General features: G+C 66.7%; 1 protein-coding gene. It reads right to left on the bottom strand.

What is annotated here, in order from left to right; translation table 11 throughout:
• Positions 1-694 precede the first annotated feature (694 nt).
• Positions 695-21649: a protein phosphatase 2C domain-containing protein gene (locus tag ACLML9_RS13545; protein ID WP_411945846.1), complete on the bottom strand. Its 20955-nt coding sequence runs from the start codon at positions 21647-21649 to the stop codon at positions 695-697.
• Positions 21650-21651 lie beyond the last annotated feature (2 nt).

Genomic DNA, 21651 nt, shown 5'->3' with positions numbered 1-21651 from the left:
CTCTCTAGGGGGTTCAGAAATTGTGCGATCTCCAGACGCCGAATGGCCCCGGCGCCAGCGGCGCCGGGGCACTGAAAGGGGGAATTACTTCGTCTTCCGACATGGAACCGATACGTCGGCGATCACCCGGACCACAGATCTCATGGGTGACCCGACGGGCAACGCCTCCCTTCTCCTCATTTCCTCTTTCCGGGCAACTTCATAGTGCTGCCCGGCGGGCGGTAGGACCGTCGTACTTCCTGGTCCCTTGGCCGCGCCCGCCGGTCTTACCTCACGGGCAGTTCCATTATCTCCCGTGCCGTTCGGACACTTCCTTCGCTACCAACGACAAACAAATTACCTCACATACTCATGAATGTCTACTCTGGCCGCTACAGATTTTCTGAAGAGTCGAACGTGCGCCTCCCGCCGCACGTGGTCGTTGCCGAGCATTCGGCCGGCGTCCGGCGACTTGCACCGGTCCCTTGATGAATCTGCCAGGCGGGCACCCAACACAGAGCTGGTCGGAGGCTCCGTCACTGCCCCCGCGGCTGACGCCGACGCGCCGGCGGGTGCTCCATCGCCACGGCCGCCGCAACCTCCCGTAACGAGTGCTGCGACGACCGAGTGAACTCCAAGCCATCCTCGGCCCATATCAGGACGGGCTCGGGTGGGCTGTTCGGGTGGGAGGGCGGAAGCCGATCCGGCCGGGAACCTATTGCGCCGGCGCCTCTCCGGAGGCGGACGATCTCGTCGACCCACCGCGCGGATCGCGATCATCCGATATGCGCTGTGCACCCCCGCTCCACGGTGTGGGTCGCGCCGGGATGCGAGGCTCGGACGCCTGCAGTGCGGCAAGGTCCTCGTCGAGCTCGACTCCGTCCTCGCCACCGAGGAAGCGATACTCCTCTCGCGGAAGCAGCCCTGGAATCTGCGGTACGGTACCGGCCTCCGTAACCGGCGCTTCGATGCCGACGCCATCGGTCTTGCCGCTCGATTCGGACGAGCGTGCCGCGGCGATTGCGCCCGCGAAGCGCGTGAGTGCCTCCTTCAAGTAGCCGTAGTCCGAAGTGGAGGGCTCCTCGCCATGCCCATAGGTGCGCGTCAGCAACTCGGCCTCTTCTGGTTCGAGGGTGGCCAATGCGCTATCCCACTGTTCGCGAGTCGCCTGCTCTACGGCCTCGAGCCAAGCGTCGGGAATATAAGGGCCCCGGCCCGCGGCGGTTGACGAGTAACCGGCCAGCTCGACGAGCTGGATCAGGACCGCCTGCCGCCACCGGGCGACGGGTGATCCGGCCCGCCCGTTGGCGCGTGCAGATCGAGCACCCCGCGGATCTTCGGCGAAGAACTCCGAGGGATCGTTCGACCGACCGGGCCGGGCACCGATCGTGCCCGGTGACCGGGGGCCCAGCCCGTCCGGCGCGGGAGCAGCGGACGGCCGGCCCTCTCCGGCAACAGAAGCCGAGCCGAGAACTCGGTTGATCAGGCGAACAGCGGCAGCGGGCGCTTGTGTCGCCTCCGCGAACTCCGACGGTTGCAGCAGCCCGGGATAGTCGCGCTCCAACCGCCGCAACCGGACCATGGCCTCGAACGGAGCGAACCGCACCTGCGCAGCGGGAGAACCGAATTCCGCGGCCATCGCAGGCTTCACAATCGCAGCCAACGCCTCGACCAGGTCGTACACCGCGGTCCGCTCCAACTCCCGGACCATGGACTCCGCCATACCCAACTGCGCCGCCGTCTCGGCAACCGACCGCAACTCTTTGAACCGCGATTCGATCACCCGCCGTGCGGACCCATCCAGCCGGCCGAGCGCACCATGCAGCTCGTCACTCATCGCGGCTGCCAGTACTCGACCATCCAAGCCCCAGGACGCCTGGTGGTCATGGAACATGAACGCGCACAGCAACTCGCGGCGCAGCAGAACGAACCTGCTTCGCTGGTACCCGAGCCGATCAGCCGTCGCGAGCACTTTCTGCCGCGTCTCGGGAGCCACATCGGGAGAACCGTTGAGTGCCCTGCTGATCCCGGCAGGACTTGCGTTGACCTGCTCAGCCAGGTCCGCGGTGGTGGGTGTGCGGTATCCACCGGCGACCCAATGCCCCGCCACTGTCTCCAGGGGAAGCTTCGCCACAGACGACTGGGCGAGGTGCGCCAGCCGGTCGTAAACGCTTTTCTGTTCGACGCCTGTGCTTTTCGCTATCTCGTCGATGGGCCAGCCGTACCCGAAATGCAGTTCTGCATACAGTGCCTCCGGTCCGGACATATCCGGAAAATGCGGTATCGCAGCATCCGGGTCGCGAAGGGCAACCCGCAGTAACGCCAGGGCCCGCGACGCCGCACCGACGGAGTCCTCCTCCTTCGAAACAATGCCGTGAACTCGGTTGATCAGGCGAACAGCGGAATAGGGCGCTTGTACCGCCTCCGCGAACTCCGACGGTTGCAGCGCATCCGGATAGTCGTGCTCCAACCGCCGCAACCGCACCACGGCCTCGAACGCAGCGAACCGCACCCCCGCAGCAGGAGCACCGAACTTCCCGGCCACCGCAGGATCCACAACCTCGGCCAACGCATCGACCAGGCCACGCACCGCGGTCCGCTCCAACACCCGGGCCAAGGACTCCGTCATGCCCAGCAGCGCCGCCGTCTCGGCAACCGATCGCAACTCCTCGAACCGCGATTCGATCACCTGCTGCTCGAGCATGCCCAGCCGGCCGAACGCATTTTCCAGCTCGGACCTCGTCGCCGCGGCCAGCACTCGACCGTCCAGTCCCCAGGCCGCCTGGCCATCATGGAACATGAACGCGCACAGCAACTCCCGGCGGTACCTGAGCCGATCAGCCGCCGCGAACACCTGCTGCCGTGTTTCGGGGCCCACACCAGGCGAACCGTTGAGCGCGTCATCGGCCTCGGCAGGACTTGTCCCGGCCTCCCGCGCCAGATCCTCGATCGTCAAGGCGTGGCCTGAACGGGCACCCTGATAACTCGCCGCGATCTCCGGGGGAAGTTTCCCGGCCGACAGCCGGGCAATACGCTCCAGCCCGTCGTGGACCGCGCTCTCGGTGTCGCCCGTGCTCGCCGCTACCTTGGCGATGGGCCAGCCGTACCCGAAGTGCAGTTCCGCATACCGTGACTCCGGCCCGGGCAGACTCGCGAAATGCGGTATCACCAGATACGGGTCATGGAGAAGGGCCACCCGCAGCAATGCCGGTGAGGGCGGCGCAGCATCCGAGTCGGAGCCTTCGCCCGTTTGTTCCGATTTTTCCCCGAGCGCACCGGTCGGCTCAATCCGCGGGGAATGAGTGGCGTCGTCATTCTGGGCGAGTGCGATGTCCGCCGGATATGAGTCGGGTTCTTCCGGTATCGCCGGAACATCCTTACCGACAGCGTCTGCCACAACGCGCAGCAGTTGTCGAACGGCAGCCTGATTGACCAGCGGAGGATTCGCGACGTCGGCCGGGTCGCCGCCCGCCCAGAGATTCTGCCGCAACCACCGGTCATACCCCGTGTCGGCCAGCGCTGCCATTGCCTGCCGGGCGGCCTCTGCCGGGATCGGTTCCACCAGCAAGCGGTAGGCCGGGCTCGACTCCATCCCCTTGCGCCGCAGCACCGCGGCGACACCGGCGCACACATGGCGGAACACCATGCGGTCGACTACGTCCCGAGCTATCGCGCGCAGCCATTCCTCGACATCCCGCCCAGGCGCATCGGGCCCATTCGGATCGAAGGCGAGATCGAAGACCTCCCGCAAGATCTGCTCGACCAGCTTCCGCTGATCGGGCCGGCCGGCCATCGCCCCTGCGATCAGCACAGCGATACTGCGGTAGAACCGCCGCCACAGTTGTTCTCTCGCCGTCTCGTCGCCGGCACGCGCAGCCGACAAGAGCGCCAGTGGTCCCGCAGCGGCAGCGGCCGCCCGGTCCGAGGGGCCTTGGCCGGGTCGAGATCCGATCGGGCTGTCGCCTTGCCCGCCGCGATCCGGGGCCGAATCGGACGCAGGCGGGCGAGGGGGATCCCACAGCCGGCTTCCGTCCTCGTCACGGGTGAACGCCGGGTCGATCCGGCCGTTCCGGAGCGCCCGGGCAACCTTTTTGGCCAGCGCCTCCTTCGAGCGGGCCCGCAGACCCCCCGCGAACATCCACGCCACGGCCTTGCCCGTGTCCGCGGCACGATAGAGATGAGCGAGTTCGAACCGGTTCCACCTGTTCGCGTCATGGTTCTCCCGCATCTGGACCTGGATCACTACGCCGCCGACCACGATCTCGTGCGACGTGGAGGCGAACGGGATGTCCGGGGGTGCGTCCCGCCACCGTGCGCGGGGACGATGCTCCTCGGTGAGCATCCGGATAACGGCCGCACGCGCGCTGGTGTCGTCGACGTCCTCGGTGATGTCGATCCGCGCTTCCAGTTCATCGAGGGTGGTCGAGGAACTGAACCCGCCGAGCGACTCCATCCAGGTGTCGAAACCGATCCGATCCGCCTGCCGACCCGCGAGCAAGGCCTCGGCGTACGCCATCATCAGCCGAGCGCCGATCTCGGCGTTGCTCGGGCGGTACTCCTTGCTCTCGAACTGGAAGTCCACTTCTCCGTCCGCATGCGGGCTGACCGTTATATAGGCGACGTTGTAGGGCGACGAGCGCGCCAACGCGCCGGCGAACTCCGCATGCTCGGCAACCAGCTCACGCCGAGCCCGCTCGTGCCGGCCCTCCGTGGCAACAATGAGCAGCGTGGGCTTCCTGCCGCGCTCGGCCGGCACCAGCTTGGCATGGTCGGTGAGCCAGATGCCCCCTTCATACTTGCGATACCGATGCTCATGGTGGCGGCGGGTCGCTTCGTCGTCGAGTACCTGCCGTGCGTCGTCGAGTTCGGCGACCACCGCGTCGAGGCGGATGATCGCTTCGGCCCGCTTCCGGATGGCCGCCGCGCGCTGTCGATCCGCCGGTCCCAGCCGTTGGGCCAGTGACCGTAGGGGATCGTCGGCGGGGAGCCGGGTCGGGTCGTCGAGGATGGTCGCCGACAGGTCCGCCAACTGCGCCGGATCCACTTCCAACGCCGCGGCCAAGGCGCGCCACTGCTCGTCCACTGCCCGGCGCGCCTCCCGCAGCGTCGCCGAATCCGGCGGCACGCGGGCGTGGTCACTCGCTTCGCCGACCTGCCCGAGCAGCAGCCAGATCCGCTCCTGTAACAGCCCGAAGTCCACGACAGCCGGGCGGTTGTCGCCCAGTGCCGGCCGCGGCGGCATCGGCATCGGCTCTGTCATTCTGTGGGTGAGTGGTGCGCCTGCGCCGTGACCGTCCGACCCATCGTCGGGGTCGTGCCCGGTGGGCCTGCCAGTGATCTTGCTGCCGCGTTGCGGCCGTGGCGCTTTGGGATCTTGGGGGGAATCCTTGTTCAGGTCTTCGCGTGTTCCGTCGGGATTATCGATCAGCTGGTAGACGAAGATCTTCTTCGCATCGGCGAAGTCCTCATCGAATTTCTCGGCGGTCCGGACGCGGGGGATTTCATCGTCCTTGTCCACTTGGTTTATATCGTAGAAGATGGTGGTATTACCAGCGATTTCGGCAAGAATCAGATGCATCTTCTTATTGCCGTAGTCGACGAGAATGTAAGTCTTGCCGTCGGTATTCTTTTCGGCGATATCGACAACCTCTTTTTTTACATCATCAATCTTCTTGGCGTCGATTACGATGGGCCGGGAACCGTCCACCAGTTTCTCGAATCTGGAGAGGTCGTCCTCTTTGCTGAGTTTTGCTCGCAGATCGAGGAAATCTCGGAGCTTTTCGAGTTTGTTCCGGTCGTCATATGAATTGCGGTTCCGGTCGGGGATCAGGGTAGCGATTTCCGCTGTGCGGTCGAGGCACTCGTCGTCGCGTCGTTGGTTGACGCGCGGAGACATACGGGGTGGGCCGAGGATTTCGAGGCCGTCGGAGGGTACCGACAGGTTGCGGTCGGGTAGGGCGAGGGGTGAGAGCTTGCCGTCGACGCGTTCGAAGCAGGCGATATAGGCTTCGGCCTCGTCGATGTCCTCGATCGCGCGGAACGACGGTTTCCATCGTTCGCGGGTGCGAACCCGCGGGACGCGCTGGTCGTCGGCATCACGCTTGTTCGGCTTCCGGAGGTCACGGTTGTCCGGTTCGGGGACCGTGACGTCGAAGATCGTGGCGCCTTTGCCACCTGTGTCGGTGATGAGGGAGGGCCGGACATCATCGCCGTCGGCGACGAGGAGAAAGACGGTATCGACACGGTTGTTCGGATCTTCGACGAGGTCGAGGACGTGAGCGAGAGGGTCGACGGTGTCGGGGTCGAGGTGGGTTTTGGTGAATTGGGTCAGGGCGGCATTCTCGTTGGTCGCGGAGTCGGGCGTGATGGCCGCTCGGAAATCTCGTACAGTATTTCGGCCTTGTTTCGGTTCGGTCGCATTGTCGAGGCCGAGCGCGGCGGCGGCTGCGGCGACCTGGTGGATGCCGTCCAACATTTTCGACCGTCTGCGTCGTCGAGAGTGGGATTCAGTGGCGCTCGCGATGGTATATGCACCGAGTGCCGAGCTGACGGCAATGCTCATGGATTGGCCCCCCATCAGCGCAACCGCGGCGCCACTGAGCCCCCAACCGATCTTATGTGCAGCCTGCGTCTGCACTTGACTGACGCCGCTCGCCGCTGCGAAATGTTTTGCCGGGGTAGATTTTCTGATGTAGGTATTGAGCGGTATCCCGGCAGCGCCTTGGACCATCCATCCGGCCGCAAGTGCTGCCGACGACAGAAAGACGCTATCCGACGCGGCCAACACGACCGAGGTTCCGGTCAAGGCCGTCATTCTTGTGAGGCGAAATGTGTTCAAGCTGAATTTTTGCAACCATCTATCCGGTACCCGGTTTCCGAGCAGGGCAGCGCTGGGAACCAGCGCAAACGCCGCCCCCTGCTGGAATCCGGTGAGACCGGAGCCGAGAACCAGGTCCGTGAATTGTATTCCTTGCATGCCCATGTACAGATTGGAGACCATAACGTGCACGCTGATTCGCCGCTGTTCACGGGGGCGGTAACGTTCTCGTATGCCGTTGGATACCGAATTGCGCAGTGCGTGCGCGATCGTCTCGTCGCTATTTCGGGTGGGCGCATTATCCGGCATATTCTTCAGTGAAGCCAAATTCTGGATACTGAATGTCAACCCCAGGGCTGCGGCCGGCCAAGTGTCGGCAATCAGCAATAACGGTGCGGCGCTTTGCGATATAATTCTGGGGACGTTCATCTTGAGGTTGTTGAAGCGGGCCACCGCCTCTTGTGAGCCTTCGAACGCCACTTTGAAGTACTTATTTGATGCGGCGTTGTACACAACGCCGCCACCTATTGTCAAAGCAATCGATCCGGCAACTACCGGGACGGTGTACGAAGTATCGGCGGCCAGCGCGCCGGTCGCGGCCAGCCACCCCAATGCAGAGGCGATACCACCACCGGCCATCAGCTTCTTCCGTGAGTAGTTATCGGCCATATATCCCGCGATCAGTGGACCGATAAATGCCGGCGTACTCGCGCCCATCATGATCCAGCTGCCGGATTCCGCTCCCATTTCGTTCACCATGTACAACAGAAATGTCGCGCTGCCCACTTCGGCACCAATCGAGTTCAGGAACTCGGCGCTCATACGACGTCGAGCGTCGGAGTCGGTGCGAATCAACTGTGAGAGCGATTTGCTTTTTGTATCGGCCTCCTTGGTTCCGGTGGGTTCGGCATTCGAGAGGTTCGCCTCGGCGGCGGGTGCCGAAGCGCTCGGCGATATCGCCGAATTCCCCGATTGTTCGGGACTCTGTGCTTGCGCGTCCGGTTGGTCGGGATGCGGGGTGGCGGCCTGCTCTGCTTCCTGATCCGGGGACGGCTTCTGGTTTTCGGGTTCCTCTTGTCCGCCCAGGGGGCCGCCGCCACCGGTGGCATGCAGGACCGCGAGCTCTCTGATGTTGGTGGTCAGTTCCGCTGGGCGGATCCCGTCGTCCCAGGGACGGTCTGTGTCGAGTTCGGTCGAGAGGGGGCCGACCGCCCACGTTGTCGGCCGATTCTCGGTATTCGGGGACGATTCGGCCGGCTTGCCCCGTGGGGGCGCCAGCTGCGAGGAAGGTGTTACCCGTGGTTCGGCGTAGCGATTTTCGGGTTCACCGAATCTCTTGTCCGGGTCCGTTGGCTGACGTTGCCGGTCCCCGGGCGCCCTGTGCGGCATCGGCTCTACCGGATCCGGTTCGTGTCGGAACTCCCGCAGTTGCCGCAGAATCTGCGCCAACCGCGCCAGCTCGACCTGATGGCGCCGGAGCTCGAGCCGTTTCTGTTCCTCGCCCTCGGGCAACGTCACCTGGTCCAGACGCGTCAGGTCGGTCCCTGCTCGGACAGCCAGCCGGTCGAGTTGTCCGTCGATGAATTCCCGTCGACGCGTGACCTGTTCGAGCAGCTCTGGGAAACCGAGTGCACTTCCCGGCTCGGACCGCGCTCCCCCGGCCATCAGATCGTGTCGTCTCATCAGTTCGTCGCGCTCACGCTCCAGCCTGCCGATCCGGTCGGTGGTGCCTGCCGCCTCGGCCTCCTCCGCGGCGGTGACCGGCCGCTCGGTGACTTCGGCCCAGCCCTGCTCGGTCCACTGCACGCTCTGTCGTGCGATTTCGAGGTCGGCGCGTACCACCACTGCCGTGCCCGCACGTCGGTCGAGCTCGGCGAGCGCGGCCCGGCCCCAGCCGCTCCAGCCGACACGAGCCAAGGCCGGATCGAGTGCCCGCAACTGTTCGCGCAGGGCGTCGATCTGTGACCAGGACATTCCGTCGGTGTCGAAAGAAATCTCACGGCGCCCGTCGATCTCGACAGTGCGTAACTGCTCCCACAGCCGTCCCAGCGTCTCCGGCAGCACGGTGATGTCGAGATTCCCGAAAAGCGACGGATCGGTCCGTCGATAGCCGGTGCCATACTGCACGGGCTCACTCCGGCCGGGGCCGTAACACAACACGTCGGCCGCCCGGCGTGCCCGCTCCACTGTCTCCGGATCCCCTGCTCTCGATGCCGTGGCGTACTGGGCGGCCAGCTCCATCAGCTGCGCGCGTGTGTCCGCGGCCATCGGGTGTACGGCGGTTCCGGCCCCGGTGAAGACGAAACCCGTCACCTCCGGAATATCGCCGGATATGTCGAGCTGCATCTCCTTCAGCACAACGCCGTCGCGGCCGACGGCCACGATCCGATCGCGGATATTGGCCAGCGCGCCGATCTCACCGGCGGCGCCGGACAGCGCGACGGCCCCGCCGTCACCCAACGCCTCCACCACCCGGCATACCTGCTCGATGCCGCCGGTGAAGGTGCGCGGTTGAGAACCGAGCGCGGCGGCGACCGCGAATTCCGGGGCGCCGTGCTCGCCGCTGTCCTCGCCGAGCGGACGGATATCCGGGTTGCGGGTCAGCGCCATGGCCAGCGTTACTACCGCCGGACCGTGGAACCGGGCTCGGTCGGCCGGGCCCGGCTCGGACTGCGGCCGTCCCGCGAGCCCGGCGGCGATCTGCTCGTCCAGCTCCCGCACCTGCCCGGCCAACCGGTCGAGTTCGGCGGCGATCCGGACCAACTCCGGCAACCGCTCGGCGAGAGGGGCCGGCGCCGGGAGGTAGAAACTACTCGGCCGCTCCGCAGGCAGGGACGGAGTCTGCGCCATCCGGTCCAGTTGCTGCCGGCTCAGTGTATCCGGGTCCAGACCGAGCTTCGTCGCCAGTTTCCGGTATTCGGTGGTGGTGGCATATTGCTTCAGCATCACCGACGTCCGACGGGCGGCGAGCTCGGACAATCCGTCCTGCTGCTGCGCGGCGGTCGCTGTGTGCAGCCGAGTGACTTCCGCACCGCGCTGTCGCGCCGTGCCCGGGTCGAACAAGGGAATGCGGTCCCACGCCCCGCCGACAGGGTGCACCGGCCGTTTGTCCGGCCCGAAGAAGACACCCTCCACCTTCGAACGGAAATAATCCTTCGGAGCGAATTCCCGCAGCACTCCAGTGCTGCGTTCGATCTCCACGATCGTGCCATCGATATTCGACAGCACATACTGCTCCGCGTCCCCGCGGGACGTATCCGATACCAGCGCAACCGCGCCCGGGCCCAGTCGACGCAACTCCCAGACCAGGTACGTCTGCCCCGGGTAACGCAGAACCCGGGCGAGCACACTGTCGGCCAGATCGTCGGGTGCGGCGCCGAAATCGGGGTGGTCGGGGCGGCGAACCCAGTCCGCACCGACCAGGTCGGCGAACGTTTGCAGCGCCCCGACCAGGCTCGCGTGCCGTCCGAGACCGGCCTGTCGCGGGTCGATCCCCGCTGCCTCCACCAGCCGCGACAGCTCGCGGTCCGCCTCGGTCAACCGATCGCGCGCTTCCCGGTACTGCCGGGCGGCTTCCCGCTGCTGCGCGCGTTCGCCGGGGCCGGCCTGCCGGTAGGACCGCCAACCCAAATCATTTTCCGCGATGTCGTGATCGCGCCATCCGCTCAGGTCCACGGTCCGGGCGTCCCAGTACCCATACCGCAGCAGTGCCGCGGTGTGCTCCCGGCGCGCGTCGGCCAACCGCGCGTAGAGCTGCTCGGTCACGTCGAGATCCCGCAACCTGTCGGGCGAGTCCGCCGACTGCTCGGAGGCGGCCTGCTCGGCGCGCTCTTCACGCCACAGCCGCCGGGCGATATCGGCGGCGAACTGCGCACCGGCCAACGGCACCGTCCGCTCCGGCCGGTGTGGGACACCGTCGTCGAATCCGAGCGCGGGAAGCATAGTGCCGAACCGATCGAATGGCGACGCGGAAGCGGTGTTGCGACCCCGTTGCGCTTGGCGATCGTTCGATCCAGAACCCGGTTCCTCCGACCGTGGCCTCGCACCGATGCTGTCGGAGCGCGGAAGCCCTGTGGACTGGTCGGGCAATGATGCGGTGCGTGCGTCGCCAGGCGTGCCGGTCTTCGCTCGACTCCAGGGCGACTGTGCCGCCGCATCGGGCGTTTGTCCCCGATTCGTCGTCTGCGGCCGGTCGGCTGCCGGGGACAACGGCGCGGTGGGGCCGGTAACGGTACCCGGCCGGGAGGTGTTGCCGCTCTGCCGCGGTGCCGGTGCCGGTGCCGGCTCGCTCGGCACCGAGGTCTTCCCGGCTCGTGTCGGCGCGGCAGCGTCCTTGCTCTTGTGGGCACGCTCCTCGGCATGCAGTGCGGCCAGACGGCTTCGGTCGGAATCCCCGACCTTGCGCCGCGCATCGGCCAGTACTCGTCGTACCTCATGCTCGGACATGCCGGATTCGGCGGCGATCTCGGTATGGGTTCGCCCTTGCCGCACCTGTCGCAGAACCGCTGCCTCCGTCGGGGACAAGCGCTGGGCGAGCGCCTCGTCGCGGCTGCGTCCGGCGGTCGTGTCGGATCTCGACGCGGCGAGCCGGGCGATAGCTTCCTCGTCGAACGTATCGAGCGCGCCCACGATTCGCGGCATGGCCGTGACCAGAGTGGGCGACCCGATATCGGGCAGCGCACGGTTGACATGCTTATCGACCGTGCGGGGCGAGAGGCCGAACATCGTCGCGATTTCGCCTCTGGTGCGTCCGCGCGACAAATGCGCGAGGACGACGATCTGGCGCGGCGTCAGCCGCTTGCCGAGGTCGGCCAGTGGCGATTGTGGCTGCACCAAGCCGCGCCGCGTGGCTTCGGCGGCGATCAGATAGCGCTTGTTCGCGATGCCGAGCGCCGAGGCCACCTCCCCCACGTACTTCGATGCCTGCTGCCCACCCAGTGCCGCGGTGATCCGCGCATTGTCCCACCCGTCGGTGATCCACCGCAGTACCCGCAGGTGGTCCCCGCTCAGTTGCGTTTCGTCAGCGGCATTCCGGCTCGCCGTGGACGCGCCGGTCACATCGTCGGGGTTCACAGTCTGGACCGATGCCCGCTCGGTGACATCCGCGCCGAAGTATTCGGCCGGCTGGGCGATGGGGCGGGGGTCCTCGGTCGACGGCCCGGTCGTAGGCTCCGCCTGCCCGGGTTTACCCGTGGTCTGCGCATCCGCCACCCGCTGCTTGGTTCGTGACCACGGAGAGTGCGGGGGCCTCGCGCCGATGGCGGGATCGGTGGGGTCGTCGGGGGACAACGAGGGGGTTGGTGTGGCGGTGTTGTCGTGATCGCCGGGCGTCCGGTCCGATCGCGCGCCGATCGCATCGGTAGGTCCCTCGATCAGGACGGCGGTGAGGTTGTCGTTGGTCTGCTTCGCGGCGATCGCGCCCTGGATGTATGCCTGGGCGGCGCCGAGCAGCGTGCCGGACCGAGCGAAATCACCGGCGACCGTTTCGGCGACCGATTCGGCGGTGTTGCGGGGATTCGACGGGCTACCGGCGAGATGTTTGATCGGTCCGTCGGTGAACAGGCCCACGATTCCGGGACCGGTGGGTTCGAATACCTGCGGCTGCGGTGGTTGCCACTCCCGCTGCCAGCCCTTACCGAGACCGGTGAGCGGTTTGTCGGCCTCGGGCCGGCCCATGGCCTCGCGTTCGGTGATGTCGAACATCTCCATGTACTGCCGGACGTAGGTGTCGGGCTCGGTGAGCTCCCGGGATGCGCCGTCGTCCAGGCTGATCCACACCGCCCGGGCGTCGCCGCGCGAGTCGGTGATGACCTGGGTAGGGGTAACCAGTGCCGCCACGATGGTCGCTTTGGGGGAGTCCACGTCGCTGGTCTCGGCGAATTCTTCGGTGGCGATCAGATCCAGCACTGCCTGCTGGGCGGCCTCGACCGCCTCGGCGACCACTGCGACCGGATCCCACCCGGCGCCCGCTTCGGCCGCCGCCGCTCGCCGCGCCAGTACTTCGGCCGCCGCCTCCGACCCCACCTGGGCCGCGCGTTCCGCGCCTTTCGAATGGGAGACACCATCGGTCACAATCGCGAGGGTCATCCGCTCACCCGAGACGGTCGCGGTCGCGATGGCGAAGGCATCCTGATTACGCCGGTGACGTTGCTCTGCAGATTTGCCGCCGATATCGGTGACACCGGCGGCATGCCCCAGATCCAGCTCTCGGCGGGCGCGACCATCGGTGCTCTGGGGCGTCACGGCCGGATCGGCGGTGGGCATTTCCTTTCCGTGCACCGCGGCCACTGCGAACTCGCTGAAATTCGGTCCCGCCTCGTCGAATTCGAACCATATCGTGGTCGTGCCGTCCGGGCGGCGATCGATGCCGAAGCGGTGGGCCATGTAGCGGAGCCGCCCCGCGACAACGCTTTCGGAATATTCGTTGAGGTGGGACGGCGGCACCGGGCCGACGTCGGATACGTCGAAGCGAAGTATCCGAGCCCCCCGGGCTCCCGACTTCGTCGCCGAAACCATCCCGCCACGCCGCGCATGTGTGTACATCGACACCAAGTTCGACCCGAGAGTTTCGGCGGAACGCGCTTGATCCGCGTTGGCCCAATCGGCGACGAACTGGCGGATATCCGCATGAGCGGTGCCGATGGCATGCTGCCTGCCGGTCGAGTCCTGATCAGCGACCGTGGTCAGCTGCAGCTGATTTGTGCCGACCGCAGCGGTGCGGTCGGCGGGCGAGTGCTGCCCGCCAGGTTCCCGGTACCCGAGTTTTGTGGGCTGAACCGGGGAACGAGGGCCTTTCTGTGCCGCGTAGGTTTCCGGCGTACCGAGGTGAAGAAGCACATCGGATTCCCACGAGCGGAATCCTCGGTCCGCACCATTCACCTCCGCCAGATCGGTGACGAAGGTTTCGTCCCCGAGGCCGAGACGGCGCGCGACGTCGTCGACGACCTCCCGCATACCTGGTCGGCCACCCCACATCGCCACGGTCCTGGTAGCGAATCCGGCGTCGGTCAGTCGTTCCGCCAGTGAAATGCCATAGGCACCGGTGACGTACGACCACATCCGCTGTTGCCTGGTGAGGTGATCCAGGCCCACCAGGATCGCCATTTTCGCGCCCGGCGCCCGCATGGTATCGGTGATGACCTGCGCCATCCGCGATTCGCGTACGTCACGCAGGGGCGACCCCTTCGGTGAGGATGGTTTTTCCACATCGAATGGAACGACGGTGATCCCGGCGGCGGCCATGGCCTTGACTGCGCCGGCCCAATTGCCGAAGCCCGGACCGCATTGGATCCCGGTCAGGTCGACCTGCTCTCCCGCGTTCAGGGCGTCGAAGACCGGATTCGGAGGTGCTTCGATGCCGTAGTGGGTGACGCCGGCGGCCCGCAATGCCGCCGCCTGTTGCTCGAGGAATTCCGGTCCTGCCGGGTTGGTATGGGTCTCACCGAAAAGCACTATCTGTGCGTCGGCGACCAATTGGGCCACACTCGCCGGCTGCCGGGCGAGCATGGTGCGTGCCAGCAGTTGGATGTGCGGAGGATCCTCGGCGAACTGGTCGGCGAGCGCCGACTCTACCGGGGCGGTGGACGACGCGTGCGCATCCCTTGTGGTGCCGGGTAGTTCCACGTCGACCGGGCCGCGAGGATCGGTGGGGGTCATCAGCCGGTCGAGTTCACCGACAGCGGCTACGGCGGCTCGATGGCGTTGTTCGGCGGCTGCGGCCCGCTGTTCCAGCTCGGTCGATCGGTCGGCGCTATCCGTCGCCTCCCGCATCAGCGAGGATTGCAGGGGTGACGGATCGAGGGCGCGTGGGTCCGAGTCGTGGGGGATGGTGTCGATCAGCGACCGGTACTGCTGGGAGTAATCCTTCGGTGACGTGCGCTCCAGCACGGTGATCAGCGCATCGAGCCAATCAATCTGTTTCACCAGCGATTCGTACTGCCGGGCCGACCGCGCGAGTTCGTGTTCGTCGGTGTCATCGACCTCGTCCACATATTGGCCCGCGTCCCGCATGTGGTCGAACAATGCGGCGTACACCAGGTGCACCTGACCGACGACCGAGCCGTCGAGACGGCCGAGCATGCGGACGGCTTCGTCGTGGCGGTCGGTATCGCGGGCCGCGGCCTCCACCGTGGCCGCGATCGAGCTGACGGCGGAAAGTGCAGATCGGCGTCGGGTTTCGGCTTCGGCATCGGCGCGGGTGCGCGCCATCGCGGCGGCGGCGTTCTCCATTTCCTCGACCGCGTTCGCGAATTCGAACAACTGCCGGGTCCGCGCGGTCGCGGGCGTATTCGCCTGCTCGGCCGCCCGCAGTTCCGCGAGGCGTGTTCGGATATTGGCGACCGGAACCGCGGCGACCGACGGACCGTTGCTCGGTGACGGTCGACGTGCCGCGTCCTCCGATGGCCTGCTGCCGATGCTGTCCGGCGCGGCACCGGTTTGGTTGCGCGCAGATCCCGGAATCGGGCCCCATTCGTCGGCCAGGACGAACCCGTACACATGGACCAGGCCGTCCTCGTCGGCGAATGCTCGAGTAGCGACATATCGAGTCCCGTGCATGAGCAGGACTTCCGGAGTGCCAGTGGCGGATTCGGTGCCGAGCATGGGAGTGCCGGCGGGCACCCGCAGATGGACGATATCGGAATCCTGTTGGCGGGCCGATGGTGTGCTGCCCATTTCGCCGCACAGGTAGCCTTGGGCGTCGCACAGTTGGCCGCGCATGGACGCCGGATCCGCGTTGTCGGCCGAGTCCAGTACGGCCTCGGCGACGACCCAGGAATCCACGGTTGTCCGGTTGCTCAGGATGGCGGCATCGAGGTGTCGCACATGCGGCCGGGCCGGATCGTCGGCCGTCTTCTCTTCGTAGGGTGTCGCCACATACCGGCTGACCGCCGAATATCCGAACAACGAGGTGCTGTTGGCGTCCTGTTTCGCCCACTGGATCGACTCGGCCTGCTCGGCCGCGATGGTTCCGAGGTGTGTCCGGGCGTACTCTGCACCGGTGGCGGGGTTGTCGAAATCCAGGGTGCTCTCGGATAGTTCGGCCTTGGCGACGGCATGTTTCTCCGCATCGGAGAGCGCGTCGAATTCCTCGGCAGTTCCCCGCCAGGGGCGATAGAAAGGCATTGTGTCGGCCGAGCCGTCGTCATAGGTCCGGACTCCCGCGACCCGAAGGCTTTCGTCGGCGGATACGACCAGTGCGTCGAGCTCTCGGTACTTCTCGATCAGCTCGACGATGCGCTGTTTGTCCGCTACCGGCCCCACACCTGCCCGCAGCTCTTCGCGCAGCTTCGTGTAGAGCAGTTCCACCGGCCGTCTGCCGAACGGTTCGACAGCCACGCCCGCGAGCCGGCGCAGTTGTGCTCGCAGGTCGTCCCGGCGCGTACGCAAGCGGTTCAGCCGGGCGCGGTCCTGGATCAGTTCGAGCACCGTTGGAAGGGGGCGGTCGGCTGTGTTCGTGTGATCGCCGGTGGGTCCAGGGTCGTCCGTGATGCGGTCAGGGCCATCGTGGGGCCGGCTGCCGAACCGGCTGGGTTCGTGGCGCGTTTCGTTCGATACTTCCCCGGCGGCACCCGATAGGGCCGGTATCGTCTCGCCCAGGCCCGGCAGCCCCGCGAACGCCGATTCGATGTCGGCCACCGTGTCGGAGGAGACGTTGGGTTGCTGGGATCGTGGCAGCCTCTCGGCGTCGGGGCCTTCCGCGCGCGATCCGGAGACGAGGTTGCCATCCCGGTCGAACTCGATGGTCTCGAACTGCCGCTTGTTCGCGGGCAGCTTGTTGATGTGAACTTCCTGTTCGCGGCGCCAATCATCGAATTCGGCAGCCTTGTTCAGCAGGGTGCGGCGGTTACGCAGATCTCGCGGGCCGTAGTCGTTTTCGCTGTTGCGGTCGCGCGACGCGGCCAGGTCTACGACGACCAGGTTCGGTTTGTCGACCGAGGTGCTGTCGTTGACCAGCAGCACCATATGGTCGTCGGCCTCGGTGCTGGTGCCGTTGGCCCGGGTGTCTTTCCATTTGTAGACCAGGACGGTGATTCCGCCAGGTCGGGATTTCAACGATTCGACCACTTCGTCCAGCGATCCGGTCGGCTCGAGCCCGGCGCCGAATGTGTCGCGCACCGTTTCGCGGCCGTGTCCCTCGAGGCTGGTCGACGGCGCGCGGAAGCGGCCGGCGTTATCGGGGCACAGTACCCGCATTCCGGTTACGGCATTGTTGACACAACTGTTGGGACTACGGCGATGGATCTGCACGACCGAATCGAGCAGCGCCGAGAGTGCCAAGTATCGTGACGCGGCAGCAACGATATCGTCGGCTGTTCCCTGGTCGACGTCGTTGTTCTGCGTGTCGGAATTCTGAGCGGCGACATCCTGGGATGTCCCATACCGGGAATCGTGGCCCACCGGCCCGGAATCCGCGGCAGCCGAGGCAGTGTCGTCGCGTACATCGGATTCGACGATGTTCACGGCGGTCAGGTGATCACCTACCGCTTCGCCGAGGATGTCACGGGCGATGCCGGGATTGATACTGGCGACGGGATAACCCAGCGCCGAGGCGAGCGCGTCCCTCGCCTCGGTCAGCGCGGGCTCGAGTGTGCGCATGCCTTCCGCGCCGTCGACATCGGCGATCGGCAGGCCGAGTTCGGCGGCGAGCCGGTCCCGCGACGGAGTCATATGGTTCAGCGCCTGCTCGTCGGTGAACAGCGCGCGCTGCAATGTCGCCGCGGGGGCGGTGGCCTCGACATGTTGCCGTAGTGCCTCCGCCGCGGCGGGCGCGATACCGGCCGGTCGCAGCAGGTCGCGGATCGGGTCGACGGAACCGTGGCGTTCGAGTGCAGCGATCTGGTCCGCGACGGCCGGGCCCGGGACTCCCAGCAACCCGGCCAGTCGTGCGGTCCGATCCGCCGGCCCGTCCGGGCGGGTGAAGTCGACGTCGCTGCCGTACTGCCCGGTCTCGGCCTCGGCGAGGGTGAGGGCGGGCATGATGGTCGAGAAGGCGTGATGCCGGACGAAGTCCGCGGTGGAGTGCCGCAGCGCCCGCTGCTGTAGTTCGGGCACCAGCTCGCGGACGGATTGGCGTGCCTCGACCAATGCGTCGTGGGTCTGGGGGGTGGGATCGGCGGCGTGCGCGGACACGGTCTGCTCGTAGTGGATAACCGCCTCACGGACCTCGCGCAGGTGCATGGCGTTGCGAATCAGCGCGTCCTGGGGCGACATCACGACCTGCGCGCTGCCGAGCTGACCGTTACGTGCCGTGCGGTTCTTGGCCTGCTCGTGGATGTAGGACTGCTCCGGCGCTTCGGTCATCCAGACGTGCATGCCGCCCATGGCCTTCACCGCATCCGATACCGAGATGTCGACGCCGCGCTGGCCCTGCCGGTTGATCACCAGGATCTTGCCCTGCTCACCGGCCTCGTCGAAAACCCTCTGCAACTGAGCTTCCCAGTCCGCACCCCAGCCGATGATCCGTTTGGCGTCGACCGCTTCGATCGCCTCGCGCGGCACCCCCGCGCGCACCAGCGCCTCCACCTGCCGCTGGACGAGGTCGTTGCGGTGACACAGGATCTCCTGGAACCGTCCCGCACCCCCATTCCGTATCTCGTTCGCATATTCGGCGATCGTGGCGAGTTTGGCATGGGTGTTTTCGGCCACATCGTGCTGGCCTTCCACCAACCGGTGGGTCTGTGACCGTCCGACCTCGTGCGCCGGTTCCAGGCCGTAGATTTTCTGCAGCACCGGGTTCAGGTCGGTGAGAGTGCCGGAGGCACCGGTCACTTCATCAAAGAAGGAACCCTCTCCGACACGGTAGATCTCGACCGAATCGATGCGTTTGGCGGACTCCGCGTCCGCGCGTACCACGATCCGATGCTCGTCGGCTTTCTCGTCTCGGGCTTCGGCCGCGCGGATCTCCTTCGCCTCGATGGCCTGCGCGAGGCTCGCTTTACCCGGCTCCGCGCTCCACCGGGATTCGCTCGAGGTCTTCGGGTTCCGTTGCAGCCCGTGCTCGGCCTGATCGATGATTACGATCTTGCCCGCGTCCATTTCGTAGTGGACACCTTCGCGGACGAGAAATTCGGCGTGGGCGGCGGTCTCGAGCCGGGAGGCGCCCATTCCCTCCAGCCAGTTCTGGCCGTTCGGCAGCGCCTCGACCTTTGCTCGGCCTTCGGGGGTGAGCTCGGGCCGACCGTCGTACCAGAACTGGACCTCCGGTGTGCCGTCGGGGTGTACGCCGATCTCCTCGGCGATGCTCCGGAGGCCGAAATCTTCGTGCGACAGCGACCCGTCCGCCAGCGCCTCGGTGAGGAATTTGTGCGCGTCGAACACCTGCCCGGCCGTTTCCTCCGAAGCCGCCTGCTCGGGACCTTCGGACCGCAGGAACTGCCGTTCGCCGCGGTCGATGATGCCGTCCATCTCGTCGATCAGCACATGCCGCGGTGGCTCTTTACCGGCATTGCACAAATGCCCGACCGTTTCGCCGGTCGCCACCACGATCGCCGGCCGGCCTTTCTTGATCGGCCCGAAGCCGTTCTCCTGATCGGCGCGGAACACGTCGATCCCGAAGTCGGTCATCAACTTCTGATGCGTGGAGTCGGTCAACAACTTCTCGTAGGTGACGACTTCGCGATTGGCCAGCCCATCGGTCGTTGTCACCACCAGAACCGAGCCATGGTGCACCGCACGTTGTATGGCGGTGGCCATGAATACCAGCGATTTGCCCTCGCCGGGTTTCATTTCCACCGGACGCGATTTCATCGCGTAGACGGCTTCCGCCTGCTCGACCCGCAGCACCATGCCGCCCGGAACCGCGTCGCTGACCGTGCCGCGCCGGATGAGCTCCACTGTCGCCAGCAACGACTGGTGCTCATCGCCGCCGTGTAGTCCGGCCTTCAGTACGTCGTCGGGAAGGTTGGACAGGCGATGGCTTTCCGGTACATGCTCGGCGGAGGCCTGGTGGAAGTCGATCAGCAGATCGACCGCCCGGTCGCGGTCACTGCGTGGCAGACCGGCGGCTTCGGCGAGACTGTCATGATCGGTGGCCGGAACACTCTGCTCGTCGCGGACAGGTGCCGAATGGTCGCCCGCAGCAGGCGTGTCGGTGCCGTCCGCCTCGGCCCGGCCCGAACTCTCGGATCTTTCCTGGCCGGACTGCTCGGCGGTCGCATCCCGCTGCGCGGTCGCATGCTCGTCGCCACTCGGCGGTCCGTGTTCGGCGCGGGTGTCCGGCGATCCCGCATCGCCCTCGGCGACCGGCTGGGGCCGCGCCGATGCCTCGTTGCCGGCGCCGTCCGCGACCGCGGCGTGTGCTCCGACCGGAGCACCGGCCTTTTCGGGAACCCCGCCGACGTCCGTCGGTATCTTCGGCGGCGGCGCGGTTTCCCTTGCCGCCTCGACCGAGCGCGGCGCGGTCGCCCGGCCGGCGGTGCCCTGCTTGTCCGCCTGTGGCCGCTCGACCGTTGTGGTCGCTTCCGAACGCGGCCGAGCCGCGGCGGCGTCGGATGAGGCAGCGGCCTGCGACCCCGACACTCGACCGCCTGCTCCCTCCGGCGCTCTACCGGCGGCTCCCTCGGGCGCTCGACCACCGGTCGCGGTGGGTGTTCCACCACCCGCGCCGTCGGCCGAAGCCGTTGCCTGTTGCCCGCTCCGTGATTGTGACTGCGCGGCCCCTGCCTGCCCCGCGACCTCGGCGGGAGGCCCGCCACGCTCACCAGCGGTATTCGCGGTCTCCGCAGCCGGTTTCCAGGTCTGCCTTGCGGCCTCCCACGCCCGTTTCGATTCCACCGATATCTCGATCGGTTGCCGAGGCGCTGCGGTACTCGCGTCGTGCCCTGCCGAGATCGCATCGGGCGGCGTGAACGGTGCGCCGCCGTCGATCGCCGGCGGACGGGCGCTCTGGGCATATACGCCCCCGGCGACGGCACCGTTGAGCAGTGGCCCCAGCACCTCCGTGTAATGCTGCGGCCAACCAGCGACCAAGGCCGCCGCACCCAGACCCGAGATCGCCCCCGCCGTACCATGCACCAAACCCATGGCCACACGGCTGGTGGCGATCTGGGGGACGACCAACGGAGCGAACCGACCCGCGAGCATGCCGCCGGCCGCTCCGCCCGCGCCGGACACGGCGGCCACCTCGATCGACTTCAGATCGATGCCCGTGGGGTTGGAACCATCCTCCCCGATGATCTCGCGCGCTCTGTCCCCGGTGGCGACCTGTAGCCCCTGCACACCCACTTCGACACCGACGGGCAGCGCGACCGCCGTGCCCATCCACTTGGCGAACTGCGCCGGCCCCATATCGCTCAGCTGGGCGGCCGCCTTGGCTCCACCCGCCTGAATGGCCCGCTGTAGGTTCGCGCGCATCACAGCGACTTCGGCGCGCCCCTGGACCAGAGTGGATTCGACCGCCGGCGCGGCCGCAACCTGGCCGGCCGGGCCCGACGCCGCGGCGGCGGCCAGCAAACCGTAGATCTTCCACGCCAGGTGGATGCCGAACGTGAACATCACGCACAGCCATTTCTCCGCGTCGTTGGCCGCCGCCTGGCCCTGATCGGCCAGGGCGTTCACATCCTTGCCGAGCTGAGCCGCGCCCTGTCGATAGGAACTCAACGCCTCACGCAACTGCTCGGCCGTCTCGCCTACCGAATCCTCCCGCGCCAAAAGGCTGTCGATATCAGCTGAATGGCCCTCTAGTTCCAGACTGCGGGCCCGCAGCTCGGCCGCCATCCGGCGCATCCCGGAAATGTCGGCGCCGGGAAGCTCCCCGCCGAACACCACCATCTCGATAGGAGTACGCAGGAATCCGGGCAGATATTCGAAGGCGTTGCGTAGCTGCACGACCGGGCTGAACAGCGAACCGTCCATCG

It is taken from the genome of Nocardia sp. NPDC002869, assembly GCF_046764065.1.
Lineage (GTDB): Bacteria > Actinomycetota > Actinomycetes > Mycobacteriales > Mycobacteriaceae > Nocardia > Nocardia rhamnosiphila.
The sequence above is the reverse complement of the archived record's forward strand: the minus strand, read 5'-3'. Positions and strand labels throughout refer to the sequence as shown.

What these genes read in the sequence shown, in the direction of transcription:
- ACLML9_RS13545 (WP_411945846.1), bottom strand. Translation starts at nt 21,649, where the DNA reads ATGGACGGTTCGCTGTTCAGCCCGGTCGTGCAGCTACGCAACGCCTTC.